This is a genomic window from Peribacillus sp. YIM B13481, assembly GCF_042787985.1.
Taxonomy (GTDB): Bacteria; Bacillota; Bacilli; order Bacillales; family DSM-1321; genus Peribacillus; species Peribacillus simplex_A.
Genome location: NZ_JBHZPE010000002.1, coordinates 272,876 through 286,430, shown reverse-complemented (window position 1 = coordinate 286,430; position 13,555 = coordinate 272,876). Strand labels below are relative to the sequence as shown.

The window sequence follows — 13,555 nt, the reverse complement described above, 5'->3', positions numbered from 1 at the left end:
TGAAACGCCGTATACGCGAACCGTACGTACGGTGTTGTGAGAGGGGCGAAAATAAACTTATTTTCCCCCTACTCGATTTTTACCTAAAAAAACTGGTGTTAATGATATGCTCTTCCTTTGGGTATTTTTCGTAAATAGGGCGTTGGTTAGCTGCAATCATCATATTAATATTTAATTTTGCCATACTGCCTGTTCTTTTTTCAAAAGAGCTAAGCACTGGCACTTTTACTATGCATCAGGAAAAGGATAATACCCAATGGACGCTCACGAGATTTCGTGGAGGAAGGAATAAAAGTCTTTTATTTCTTCCCAAATTGGGTATCATATATAAGTGACTTTTCTAGGGAGGCGAAGCAAATGAAACGCACATGGGAATTCGTATTAAGTATCATAGGCGTGAGTATCGCTGCGATTTCTTTAATCGTGACGATTATAGCGGCAGTTTATCTCAACAGTATCGATTTGACGGAAATGATGGACTACTCATTAATGACAGATTCCGAGTTTTCGACATCTGAGGTGGATATGTCAATCAAGTTGTTCATGGGCTTTTTATGGGCGGGGGTCATATCTCTGTTTATTGCATTGGCAGGCGGCTTGATCGCTATCTTTCTATTAAAAGGCGGCAAAGCGAAGGGAGCCGGAATCTTAATGGTCATTACGGGCATTCTGACGGTCTTTCATGTATGGCCGCTTATCTTCTTCATCGTGCCGGGAATCATGTGCCTTGTAAGGAAACCAAGGGAAACGGTGGAAGTGATCGGATGATCCAACACTATACATAGTTTTGTAATTTGAAACAAAGGAGCTGACCCGAAGATGCGGGTCAGCTCCTTTTATTCTGAACTGGAAAAATAGTGGATATTTTAGGGGAATATACCTTTTTGTACCTGCAATCACCAGTCTATCATGTTACTATTATTATAAAGTTAAATATTAATAGACTGGAGTTCGATCAATGAAGATACCTTTAATGAAAGTTGGAATAATGACCTGTTTAACATTCGGTTTGTTCAATGGACAGGCTCTTGCGGAGTCTGGAGTAACCAAAGTCTGTTCAGCTTTTGGTGAAATCCAACCGGAGAAAAATCCTTCCCATAAGCAGATTAATTGTTTACTGACGAATGCGGCAATGGTGGCTGAAATCCCCCCTGAAGTAGTAAAAGCGGTGGCTACGCAGGAAAACGGGGATTGGAGGCAATTTAATGATGCGGGCCAACCCATAAAGTCCGGCGATGGCGGTATCGGTCTAATGCAGCTTACCAATAAAAGTGGGTATGACCAGAAAAAGTTGGAAAGTGATATAGTCTATAATATCGAGGCAGGCGTCGAGGTACTGAGTGACATGTATTCTAGAAGGGATTTGCCCAAGATCAAGGGTGCAGGACGCAGGGGCATTGAAAATTGGTATTTCCCAGTAATGGCTTACAATGGGACAAAACCGGTGAACAGTCCTCTTTACCAGGAAAACGGGCAAAGAAATGCGAATGCCTACCAAGAGGAGGTTTTTGCTGAGATAGAAAACCAAAGTTTTTTGAATGATACGAAACTGGCAAAATATCCATTTAAAACATCGGACTTTCAATATGATCGGGATAGCACTGAAAATATCACCTTTAAAAAGCTGGAATACACACTGACAGATCAAACGCATGACTCTGTTTATTGGTTCAAGGCAGGAGACAAAGTGGTGACGACATCCAGCGCGAATATCAGGAAAGAAATAAGCACTACGGCAGGTGCAGTATCTGTGCCGCTCAATACAAGCTTAATCATCACAGGGAATTTTGACTATCACGAATCTAAGGGAAATAAATTTGTCTGGTACCCTGTACAAACGGAGGACAAAAAGATTAAGGGATATGTTTCATCAGCTTACATCTCCAATAGGCTATCGATTGTCGTCCCTATCAAGGATACGAATAAACCTGTGATATCAGGGGCTGCTAGTAAATCTATTCCTTTCAACTCAACTTTTAATCCTAAAACCGACGTAAAGGCAAAGGATGATAAAGATGGTGACTTAACGAGTGCCATCCGTGTGGACGGTAAGGTGGATACCAAGAAAGTGGGCACCTATAATTTGACTTATACGGTAGCTGACAAGGCTGGGAATGTTGCAAAGGCCACAAGGAAAATAACCGTTTATGATCAAGTCAAGCCTGTGATTTTTGGTGCTGGGAATAAAACCATCAAACTTAATTCTTCATTTAACCCAAAAACAAACGTGAGTGCCAAGGACAATGCCGATGGCAACCTGACAAGTAAAATCAAAGTGACGGGTACAGTGAATACGAAGAAAAAGGGGACCTATACATTGAAGTATACGGTCACCGATCAATCGGGAAATGCAGTGACAGTCACCAGAAAGATCACGATAGATGGCACCAAGCCGGTCATTTCCGGTGCCAAAAGTAAAACCATTGCCTACAACTCGACATTCAATCCTAAATCAGGTGTATCTGCGAAAGATAACCTGGATGGCAACTTGGCAAGTAAAATCAAAGTGACGGGTACAGTGAATACGAAGAGAAAGGGTTCCTATACATTGACTTACACAGTTACGGATAAATCGAAGAACAAGGCAGAGGTAAAAAGGAAAATTACAGTTAAATAGATGGAAAAAAAGGATTCCGGTAATAGTGGAATCCTTTTTTGATGAGTTGAATGATTTTGGCTGAAAGCTGGTATAAATAATAGGAGAAGGTGTTCAGTGATTTGATCTTCCACGGCGGAGTGGAAACTGATAAAAATTCTATATATTGTAAATAGATGTAATTATAATTAATCTGAAGGGAGATTGTTTATGGGCATGTAAACTTGATGGATCAGGTTTTTAGGATTATGAAAGGGACGGCGGGCTGAAAAATAATCCTGGCCTTGGAAAACCGCTTCCGGAGTCGGCACTATCGGGAGATATATATGAAAGACTTCTTGACGAAGGCCAAGGATGCCGGTTACCTGCTATCCCGAATTGGTACGATTGAAAAAAATCAATGAACCTGAATCGGAATTAATGAAACGAATTGACGATATTAATGAGAAAGTCCGTACATATAATGCGATTTGTCCGGCGCAAATGCAGCGCAGGGAAATAGAGTAGGAAAGTATCGAAATCCAACACAGAATTGGTAATTACTGTTAATGCGTAAAATGTAGGTATTTGTATGAAGTGATCATACAAGGATTATGATATAATTGCATCAATAAAAAACAGAGAGAGGGACTACAATTGGAAAAAAGAAAAGAAGTTTTTTCATGGATAAAAGCGATTGGGATTGCAGTCATTCTAGCTTTTTTAATTCGAACATATATTTTTGCACCGATTGTCGTGGACGGTGAGTCAATGATGCCGACTCTGCAAGACCACGAACGAATTGTTCTTAACAAGTTTGGAACGAATATCGATAGTATCCACCGGTTTGATATTGTCGTTTTTCATGCAACGGTAGATAAGGATTATATAAAAAGGGTTATCGGTCTGCCAGGTGACCATATTGAATATAAAGACGATACGCTTTATATTAATGGGAAAGCTTATAAAGAACCATACTTGGACAAATATAAGAAACAGATGGCAGGTTTGCCGCTGACTGAATCCTTCAAGCTCGAAGATAAAACAGGCAGCATGACAGTGCCGGATAACCAGCTGTTCCTTATGGGGGACAATCGCCAAAATAGTTTGGATAGCCGTGAAATCGGCACGATTTCCGTCGATGAAATTGTCGGCAAGGCGAATCTAGTGTATTGGCCGATCAAGGAAATGAAAATTGTGAAATAAGAGGAAGCGGACTCAGATATCGAGTCCGCTTTTTTTTGCCGTTTTTCATTTCCGTAATGGGGAAACATTGACTGCCATTATCATACAAGTCCTTCAACAAAAAACGTGTCCATTCTTCTTTTTTTTTCTTTTTTTATGAAAATCAACTCATATGGGTTAAATTAGGTTATCCTATTAAAAAGAAGTAATCACGTTACCCAGGCCCGCATCAGAAATTGGATTACTTTATAAAAGGGTGCTGAGATGGAGTACTATAGATGGATATAGTAAAAGATTTAATATCAAACTATGGTTATTTTGCGATATATGGACTGTTGGCCATTGGGATTATTGGCTTGCCGGTACCTGATGAGTTCATGATGACTTTTGTCGGCTATTTGTCATCCATCTCCGTTTTGAATGTCCAGGGGGCATTCCTCGTCAGTTTCCTTGGATCGATATCCGGGATGCTTGTCAGTTACTTCATCGGGAAAAAGGTGGGTAAGCCTTTTTTGAGAAAACATGGCAAATGGATCAAAATGACTCCCGCGAGGTTGGAAAAACTAGAGAATTGGTTCAATAAATACGGTCCTTGGACCATCATCATAGCCTATTTCATCCCAGGAGTTCGCCACTTCGCCAGTTACATGTCCGGAATGAATGGAATGGGGAAAAGAAAGTACTTTATATTTGCAGGTACAGGGGCTTTCAGCTGGTGTTTGGTATTTACGACTTTTGGCTATTTCATTGGTGTGTTAACTTAACTTATTACACTCATAGGTCAAATTTCCATGTTGAATCGGAAAATCCCGTTTCTGGATTTCAGAAACGGGATTTTCCATTTTCACCTTTTATTATTGAGCAGAGTATCCGCCGTCTATGACAAGCTCGGCACCCGTAACGTAGGAAGCGTCATCGGATGCTAGATAAAGCACGGCATTTGCAATATCAGCCGGCTGACCCAAACGCTGTAATGGAGTTGCCTTTATCATTTGATTCACTAACTCTTTTGACTCTACTAATTTTTATGTAATGGGTGTGTCGCCATCCTTCATCCTTTTCCAGCTTTCGTCTGAAGATCCATCAAGTACAGTTCCATAGACGCTATCCAATCAGTGATAATGGCCATTTTATTAGTCAATCTTCCCATCATGATCACTCCGGATTAGTTGTTATAACGATGAATATATGTTCAAGCTCTTACTGGATAAAAAGTAGTTGTATATCTTAAATAGTGCCGGAAAGTTGATATATTTTAATGGGCCTCCCATAACCCCTACAGGTTGCAATCGTTTTTAATCTTTTGAGATTGATAAGTTTGACTCCGTAGATTGTCAATATCCAAAATGGCTTAACCATTCTATTCGAAACTATTCACAAGTAACCTTGTAGAGGCAGCGCATGCATTAGGGTCCTCTATTTCCAGGCCACCTTGGTAGGGGCACAACATGTTCAATTTTTGTACTTTTAATATATTTTTTATAACGTCATTCCAATTTTAACTTTTCAGACCTGAAAAAGTCTTTTATGTAAAAAGGAGGTCATTCAAATATGAATAACAAAATGTATCTTTCCTTGGCCATTCCGCTTACGATTTCGACGATGAGTACGCCCTTGCTCGGTGCGGTTGATACGGCTGTTGTTGGAAAATTGAGTGATCCCGCTTATATAGGCGGGGTAGCTGTCGGAACCATTATCTTTAACACGATGTATTGGCTTTTTGGATTTCTTCGTGTCAGTACATCTGCCTTTGCAGCACAAGCGGAGGGAGCAAGGGATGAAAATCAAAGCCTGATGGCTTTGATTCGGCCTTTTTTCATAGCAGCAATTATCGGTCTTCTTTTTATCGTGATCCAAAAACCCATTTTGAATGTTTCGTTAGGTGCAATCGGTCCGGAATCGGACGTTTCCGCCTTTGCTGCAGATTACTTCAGCATCCGGATATGGGGTGCACCTTTTGCATTATTGAACTATGTCATCCTAGGCTGGTTAATCGGGAAATCCAGGATAAAAACATCTTTGTTCATACAAGTTTTCATGAACGTGATCAATATTATCTTATGCCTGGTTTTCGTAAATGGCTTTTCATGGTCAGTATCAGGGGTTGCTGCCGCTTCATTGATATCAGAGATTGCCGCTTTTTTCCTGGGCTTGTGGGTGATTCGGAAAGCGGTTATCATACCGGATGCTTTTTCATTCCGGGAGGGGTTCGATCATGCTTCACTGAAGAAAATGATGGTGGTCAACAGGGATTTATTCATCAGGACCATTTGCCTGATTACGGCTTTCAATCTTTTTACGGCTAAAGGAGCCACTTTCGGGACAGAGACATTGGCGGCCAACGCCGTACTCATACAAATCCATTACCTGATGGCCTATTGCTTTGATGGCTTCGCGAATGCGTCCAGTCTTCTAATTGGAAAGGCCATTGGTTCGAGAGATATCCACCTTTATAAAAAAACTCTCTCACTTTCTGCGCAGTGGGGCTTGTATGCCTCGCTCATACTTGCTATATCATACTATCTATTTAGCGATAAGGTCATTCTCCTTTTCACGAATATCCCAGGTGTCATCGAACTGGCCCATGAATACGGACTTTGGATTGTCCTATTCCCTTTCACTGCCTTTATCGGACTCATTTTCTATGGGGTATTTACCGGTGCGACTGAAGCGGTTCCTATAAGAAACTCGATGCTCCTTGCACTATTGGCCTTTCTATTTGTCCAATTCTCAGCAGTCCCCCAGCATGGCAATCATGGATTATGGCTTGCATTTCTGGCATTCAGTTTAGGACGTTCCTTATTTTTAGCGTTATATATCCCAAGACTAAACCGAAAAGTAACGGAGTTAATGGATGAAGAGAGTCCAGTGAAATCACCTTCTTTTTAAAAAAGAGGGTGTTTTTTATAATAAGGGGAATTTATCGGTAGTTTGACATTCGCAATAAAACGGGAATACGAAGAAAAGATAGCTACGCTTGGCGAATCAGATAGGAAAAGTGATAAAATGTAAAATATATATAAAAGAGGAGTTGACGTATTTTGAGTGAATTGAATTGGCGAGAAGAAGTTGAAAAACGGAAAATGGACCTATTACTGGACACACAAAACTTATTGAAAATAAAAAGTGTATTGGATGAAGAGCATCCGACAGAGGAGGCCCCATTCGGTAAAGGGGTGAAGGAAGCGCTTGATTACATGCTTAAATTAGGCGAAAAAGACGGTTTTACTGTGAAAAATGTCGATAATGTCGCTGGCCATATTGAAATGGGTGAAGGCGAGGAGTTAATCGGTATTTTATGCCATGTCGACGTGGTACCTGAAGGAGATGGATGGAGTTCGGATCCGTTTGGCGCTGAAATCCGTAATGGCCGCATATATGCTCGTGGGGCAATCGATGATAAAGGACCGACGATGGCTGCCTATCATGCAATGAAGCTAGTCAGGGAGCTAGGAAAACCTTTGAACAAACGTGTAAGGATGATCATTGGAACGGATGAAGAATCGAACTGGCGCTGCGTTGACCGGTACTTTGAAGTGGAGGAAATGCCATCGATGGGCTTCGCACCAGATGCTGACTTCCCGATCATCAGTGCGGAAAAGGGAATTTGGGATTTCTCGGTTATCCAACCTGCCGATGCAGGAAATGGTACGAGCTCAAACGTGAATGTTATGGAATTTTCTTCAGGCCGAAGGACGAATATGGTACCGGATTTTGCTACGGCGACTTTGGAAGCGGCTAATCCAGTTGAAGTAGTGGCAAACTATAAGGCTTATTTGCAAAAATACTCATTGAAGGGCCAGGCCGTTCCGCAAAAAAATCAAGTGCTCCTTGAAATGAATGGTGTCTCGGCACATGCGATGGAACCGAAAAATGGAATAAATGCAGGTCTGCATTTAGCCGACTTTTTAGCTGATCTCACTCTTGATCCGCATGCGAAAGCTTACTTCACTTTCATCAAGGATCGTTTGTTTGAAGATTCCCGTGGAAATAATTTAGGTGTGGCTTATTCGGATGAGCAAACAGGAGAATTGACGGTCAATGCCGGCGTTTTCAATTATTCTAAACAAAGGGACAGCTCGATTGGTTTCAGTATGCGCTATCCAGTGACGTTTGAGTGGGAACAGGAAAAGGCGGCATTGGAAGAGAGGCTTGCGGCATATAATTTGAAAGTGAAGACCAATTCGCATTCTACTCCACATTATGTGAGCAGTGAAAGCTTCTTGATTAAGACGTTGCAGCAAGTTTATGAAGCGGAGACAGGTGATAAAGCTGAGCTTCTTTCGATTGGCGGCGGCACCTACGCCCGTTCATTGAAAGAAGGTGTTGCATTCGGCCCGCTTTTCCCTGGCAGCGAAGATATTGCGCATCAAAAAGATGAATATATTGATATTGAAGATATGCTAAAGGCCACGTCCATTTATGCACGTGCCATTCATGAATTGGCTAAATAAAAGGCTGAGAAGGAGAAAGACATGGGAAAAATCATTTTTAACGGCGACCTTAAAAGCAGGTCCGAAGTACAGGTTGACATTGAAGATCGGGGATATCAATTCGGTGATGGCGTCTATGAAGTCATCCGGGTTTATAATGGCGAATTATTTGCGGGAGACATGCATCTAAACCGGCTGATGGACAGTGCGAAGTTGATTCAGATGAAAGTTCCCTTTACTGTAGCGGAAATCAAAACCCGCATGGAAGAGCTGATCGCTGAAGATCAACTGAAGGACGGTATCGTCTATATGCAGCTGACAAGGGGCGTATCTCCGCGAACACACTCATTTCCAACTGCTGAGGTGGAACCGGTCTTTGTAGCCTATACGAAGGAAACGCCTTATACAGGAAAAATGAAGCAAGGGGTCAAGGCTGTTACCACCGACGATATACGCTGGCTGCGCTGTAATATTAAGAGTTTAAATCTACTTGGTAATATAATGGCTAAACAGCAAGCGGTTGAAGCTGGCTGTGATGAAGCGATCCAGCATCGAGATGGCACGGTTACGGAGGGAAGTTCGTCAAATGTCTCAATCGTGGTGGATGGACTACTTAAAACGCATCCGGCCACCAACTTGATCCTGAATGGAATTACCCGTCAGGTGATGCTGAAACTTTGCGCTGAGCATGGAATTCCCTATGTCGAAGAGACCTTCACTGTCGAGGACATGATGGCAGCCGATGAAGTCCTTTATACGAGCACAAGCGTCGAAGTGACACCAATTATAAATATCGATGGCCAATCGATTGCAGCCGGGGAACCCGGTCCGATAACCCAAAGAATTCAAAAACTGTTTTCCGAGGAAATCGAGAGGCAATGCGGTTCGGTTAAATAGATACAAACCCCCCTTTGCCGAAACTGGCAAGGGGATTTTTTTTAAATGCTTCTACTTTAAAGCCGGACATGAAAGATTTTTATAGTGCAATTGCCTGACTTCAAGTCAGAAGTGTCCGAACCTCTTTTTACACGCCTTCGTTCACGTTAAAAACATCCACCTCATGCAGTTAAATTCATGTAAAAAAAATTTTTTGACATTTTCAAGATCCAGGAATATAATTGCTAATAACCTAAAAAGTTTACCCGTTGCAACAATTTAAGTTGCGTGTAAAAAGGAGCTGAAATAGAAATGTCTGATGTATTGCATCAATCTTCCTCGAGAGGGATCAAACAACTGCTTCCTTATCTAGGGCCGGCCTTTATAGCAGCTGTGGCCTATATTGATCCAGGGAATTATGCTACCAATATTACTGCCGGATCTAAATATGGCTATACATTATTATGGGTTATCTTCGCATCTAATTTAATGGCTGTGCTGATTCAATCACTATCCGCTAAATTGGGGATAGCGACAGGAAAGAACCTACCTGAGTTATGCAGGGAGAAATTTTCGAAAAAGACATCTTTCTTATTATGGATTCAAGCCGAAGCAGTCATAATGGCAACGGACTTAGCTGAATTCATAGGAGCGGCACTGGGAATTTATTTGCTATTTGACTTACCGCTCATCACATCGGCCATTATTGCAGCGATTGGTTCTTTTGCCATTTTGGAAATCCAGCGTAGAGGTTATCGGACATTCGAAGCCTTGATCACGGTCATGATATTTGTTGTGGTGATTGCCTTTGGTGCTCAAGTTTTTTATGCGAAACCTGACACTTCATCCGTTGTCTTAGGACTCTTCACTCCAAAATTTGAGGGAGTGGACAGTATTTTACTATCGGCAGGTATGCTTGGAGCTACCGTTATGCCACATGCGATTTACCTTCATTCCTCTTTAACTCAGAAGAGAATTGTCGGTAAAAACGATTTCGAAAGAAAAAGAATTTTTCGTTTTGAGCTAATTGATATTATCATCGCCATGTTGATTGCAGGTGGGATCAATGCCGCAATGGTCATTGTTTCAGCTGCCCTATTTCATAAGAATGGAATACCTGTAGAGGACTTGGATGTTGCCTATCAACAATTCGGTGCCATGCTTGGACCCTCTGTCGCGATGCTCTTTGGAATAGGCTTATTATTTGCCGGTTTATCCAGCTCATCCGTTGGTGTATTGACAGGTGATGTAGTCATGCAGGGATTCATTAAAAGACATATACCGATCTATTTGAGAAGGGCCATATCGACGGTCCCGCCTCTGCTGATAATATTATGGGGAGTGAATCCATCTAAAGCACTTGTGATGAGTCAAGTTGTACTCTCGTTTGGCATCGCGTTTGCCTTAGTGCCATTGATCATGTTCACAAGCAATAAAAAAATCATGGGCAACCTGGTCAATCACAAAATCACCTCAAGCACTGCTTGGCTCATAGCTGTACTTATCATCGGACTGAATTTGTTCCTTCTTTACGAAACGCTGTTCAGCTAAAAGGAGAAGAGGCAGATAAGGAACATTTTGACTGCACACCAATTGTTAGACAACATCTAACAATTGGAGGTGCAGTTTTTTTGTTAATCCGTCCTTCCTTGCAATAATCCGCCCCAAACTATTATGAACAATCCCTCTGAAGGATTACTTCCTCTATAGCTTCGTTCACAGTATGGAAGGCAGGGATTCCAGTCTTTTTTTGATGGAGGGCATATTTATAAGGAAGTCCATGAAAGTATAGGCAATGGGGATTATGGTAAAATTAATGGGAAAACAGGAAGGGATGTTTGTGACCATGAATACTCATTTTTTCTTTGCTTTAGTATTACCTGATGATATTAAGTCTTATTTAAATGCTGTTACGGAACAACTGAGGTCAGACTTTCCATTTAAGAAATGGCTGCATTCAGCGGATTATCATATTACGATGGCATTTTTGGGCAATGCCCCCGATCCATTGAAAAAGGACGCTTTGGAGCGTGTGGAGAGCAAGCTTGCTAATGAGGCCTCATTTGGTTTGAAACTCGGCGATATCGGCGGTTTTGGCAAGAGTGAGAGTCCAAGGATTCTATGGGCAGGTGTCAACCAGCAAGAAAGGCTTTTTACCATTCAAAGAAAAATTTATAATTCATGTATCGAGGCCGGTTTTGAACTTGATAAAAAGCCGTTTAAGCCTCATATAACGCTGGCAAGAAAATTTGAGGGGGAAAGTCCCTTTTCGTTGGAGAGCGTCCGGCGGATGGCGAATTTGGAGGATAAGCATTTTGAAGCTGACCAGGTTGCGTTATATCAAACACATCTTGGAGCCTCGCCGTCATACGAGAAGATTTTCACAATACCCCTTGAAAAATAGAGTGAGAGGGGTGGTGGCTGTATGGCACAGCTCATAAAGATGCAGGATTATATTTCCCGGTATGAGCAGGATATTTATCGATATCCAACACAATTTGTACGGTTGAAAAAACAGCAATGGGATACATTGAAGGCTGCTTATAATGCGGGTGAGCTAGATCGGTTGTATAGCGAATATGCTGAAAGTGGAACACAGGTCAAGATTGATACTTCACAGGAAGGGTCAAAGGGCCTGTTTAAAAGGGTGAAAGGCATATTCCACAGGGCAGATAAACAGGAGGCAGAGGCGGAAGAGTTGGTAATACAGAACCAAGTTGAAAATACGAATGTATTTTCATTAAAGTTTCCGTTCCGTCCGGCCAGTCTGGATGAATTAAAGCAGAATTTTTTAAATCAATTGCTCCGCTTCCAAATGAAATGGGGAAGTTCGACGCTTCGAGAAAAGTCATTTATGGACCAATCATTCTTTTTGGATGAAAGGCTCCGCTTTTTTCTGCAGCGTTTTCCGGATACGTTTCTTGTATTATATAAACCAATTTTTCTATTGAAAAATGCTCCTGTTGAAGTCGATGTCATTTTATTGACCCCAGTTGACGCTTGGTGCATCACTTTTCTGGAGGCCGAGGAAGACGCTGCTTTCATCGGTGGGAGTGATCGGTTCTGGGTCCGCAGGCATCATAAGCATCCTGATAAAAAAGTGCTTAACCCTTTGCTGGGCGCAAATCGGATGGGGAACATCGTCTCCCAGTTATTTGAGCTTTATGAAGTGAACGTGCCGATTAAGAAGGTGATTCTATCCCGGAATGGATATGTGGATTATCCCAAAGCTCCTAATGATATTACGATATTGGATAAACGGACCTTCCCGTATTGGTTTGATAGGCTGCGGAATATATCATCTCCTCTTAAGGCACAGCAGTTAAAAGGCGCACAGGCATTGCTGGAATATTGCCAAACTACATCCAGCCTGCGACCTGAATGGGATGCCGAATATAACCAAACAGAGGGAAATGAACATGCCGCCCCTTAATGACACGCTGTATTTCATTGTCAATCCAATGGCTGGGAAGAAAGCCGAGGAAATACTGAAATCAAAAGCTGTTCCCTATGAGGTGTTTTTTACAAGGGAAAAGAGGCAACGCTAAGATTGACGAAGGAAATACTATCAGGGACAAATCAGGAAACCCGGATGATCGCTGCTGGGGGAGATCAATCATTAATGAAATGATAAATGGCGCAATTGGTTTTCTCCTGCGATCATCGGCTCCCTTGCGGCTGAGTCTGGCTATGATTATGTAAGGGGCATTCAAAAAACTGAGAGTGTGGAAGAAGGCCTTCCTTTATTTTAGGATAACGATTTAGTGCAGTGGCCAATAGACAGTTCGAGTCGAATGATAAGGTTGGTTATTTTATGAATAGCCTTGGCATGGGAATTGATGCTGAAGTTTCCGCTGAAGGGGCCGTTCCCTTCTGAAAAAATGGTTTAATTTTGTCAGAGCGGGTAAATTAATTTATCTGCTCATTTTTATAAAAAAGTTATTTTCTTATCAGCCCAGCGGTATGGAGTTGCTCATTGATGAAAATCGGCAGCTTTTGAAACAGTATGGTTCATTGTCATTGCGTACCAGCCATACTTTGGCGGTAGAATGAAAATTTCAACATGTCAAAGCTGGATGATGTCAGGTTGAATGTGATTGCGGTCCATGATATTACATGGTTGATATTATTGACCGTATTCATTTCACCTAAATATTAAAAATGTTGATTCTTTTTCTGGTAAAATGATAACAATGAGGAATCACGTGTCGGTAAAAATCCAGTCTGATGGGGAAATTGTTGGAATGGATGAAGCAGCTGCAGTGGTTCTGAAAGAGAAAATCCGCTTTATGTTCAAGGATGATATTCCATGCAAAAATATGAAATGATTTATTTGTTTTTGTTTTATGCGTATAATCGTTCTATAGTACTTGACGAAGAAACCGTTTTTCAACTAAAATTTAATTTATGGCTATTGTTTAATTGCTCAATAGCTATTTTTTTATTTCTCTAAATGAGGATGTTTTTAATTGCGGGTATCATCCCG

The 13,555-nt window shown here is 41.5% G+C and carries 12 protein-coding genes and 1 pseudogene; 12 read left to right on the top strand and 1 reads right to left on the bottom strand.

Annotated elements, in window-relative coordinates; translation table 11 throughout:
• The first annotated feature begins 357 nt into the window (after positions 1–357).
• The 5 genes from ACFX4X_RS02860 (at position 358) to ACFX4X_RS02840 (ending at position 4,524) form a co-directional block, all read left to right on the top strand.
• Positions 358–768, top strand: coding sequence for a DUF4064 domain-containing protein (locus ACFX4X_RS02860; RefSeq protein WP_377381393.1), 411 nt, complete (start codon positions 358–360; stop codon positions 766–768).
• A gap of 190 nt (positions 769–958) precedes the next feature.
• Positions 959–2,617 (top strand): immunoglobulin-like domain-containing protein, encoded by a 1,659-nt coding sequence (locus ACFX4X_RS02855; RefSeq protein ID WP_377381390.1) that lies wholly within the window; start codon positions 959–961, stop codon positions 2,615–2,617.
• A 333-nt stretch (positions 2,618–2,950) separates the two neighbouring features.
• Positions 2,951–3,103 carry a hypothetical protein gene (locus ACFX4X_RS02850; RefSeq protein ID WP_284469996.1) on the top strand — a complete coding sequence of 51 codons (153 nt, stop codon included), beginning with the start codon at positions 2,951–2,953 and terminating at the stop codon, positions 3,101–3,103.
• Positions 3,104–3,232: 129 nt separating this feature from the next.
• A complete protein-coding gene (gene lepB / locus ACFX4X_RS02845) occupies positions 3,233–3,781 on the top strand; it encodes a signal peptidase I (RefSeq protein ID WP_061464437.1) in 549 nt (182 codons plus the stop codon).
• A 257-nt stretch (positions 3,782–4,038) separates the two neighbouring features.
• On the top strand, positions 4,039–4,524 hold the full coding sequence (locus ACFX4X_RS02840; protein ID WP_061464436.1) for a DedA family protein: 486 nt from the start codon (positions 4,039–4,041) through the stop codon (positions 4,522–4,524).
• Positions 4,525–4,614: 90 nt separating this feature from the next.
• Here the strand turns inward: ACFX4X_RS02840 and ACFX4X_RS02835 are convergent.
• Positions 4,615–4,782, bottom strand: a pseudogene (locus ACFX4X_RS02835) (SDR family oxidoreductase); the annotation flags it as partial.
• Between the two features lie 529 nt (positions 4,783–5,311).
• Between ACFX4X_RS02835 and ACFX4X_RS02830 the strand changes: the two are divergent.
• The 7 genes from ACFX4X_RS02830 (at position 5,312) to ACFX4X_RS02800 (ending at position 13,397) form a co-directional block, all read left to right on the top strand.
• Positions 5,312–6,649 (top strand): MATE family efflux transporter, encoded by a 1,338-nt coding sequence (locus tag ACFX4X_RS02830; protein ID WP_377381385.1) that lies wholly within the window; start codon positions 5,312–5,314, stop codon positions 6,647–6,649.
• A gap of 152 nt (positions 6,650–6,801) precedes the next feature.
• Entirely contained in the window at positions 6,802–8,214 is a 1,413-nt protein-coding gene (gene pepV, locus ACFX4X_RS02825; RefSeq protein ID WP_377381382.1) for a dipeptidase PepV, read from the top strand.
• Between the two features lie 21 nt (positions 8,215–8,235).
• A complete protein-coding gene (gene dat, locus ACFX4X_RS02820) occupies positions 8,236–9,090 on the top strand; it encodes a D-amino-acid transaminase (RefSeq protein ID WP_284469999.1) in 855 nt (284 codons plus the stop codon).
• Positions 9,091–9,381: 291 nt separating this feature from the next.
• The gene (locus tag ACFX4X_RS02815; protein WP_284470000.1) at positions 9,382–10,620 is read left to right on the top strand and encodes an Nramp family divalent metal transporter; all 1,239 of its coding nucleotides are present in this window, start codon (positions 9,382–9,384) and stop codon (positions 10,618–10,620) included.
• Positions 10,621–10,915: 295 nt separating this feature from the next.
• The gene (thpR, locus tag ACFX4X_RS02810; RefSeq protein WP_377381410.1) at positions 10,916–11,473 is read left to right on the top strand and encodes an RNA 2',3'-cyclic phosphodiesterase; all 558 of its coding nucleotides are present in this window, start codon (positions 10,916–10,918) and stop codon (positions 11,471–11,473) included.
• A 21-nt stretch (positions 11,474–11,494) separates the two neighbouring features.
• Positions 11,495–12,502, top strand: coding sequence for an NERD domain-containing protein (locus ACFX4X_RS02805; protein WP_377381378.1), 1,008 nt, complete (start codon positions 11,495–11,497; stop codon positions 12,500–12,502).
• 772 nt (positions 12,503–13,274) lie between these two features.
• Complete coding sequence (locus ACFX4X_RS02800; RefSeq protein WP_284149540.1) at positions 13,275–13,397, top strand: hypothetical protein; 123 nt, start codon at positions 13,275–13,277, stop codon at positions 13,395–13,397.
• Positions 13,398–13,555 lie beyond the last annotated feature (158 nt).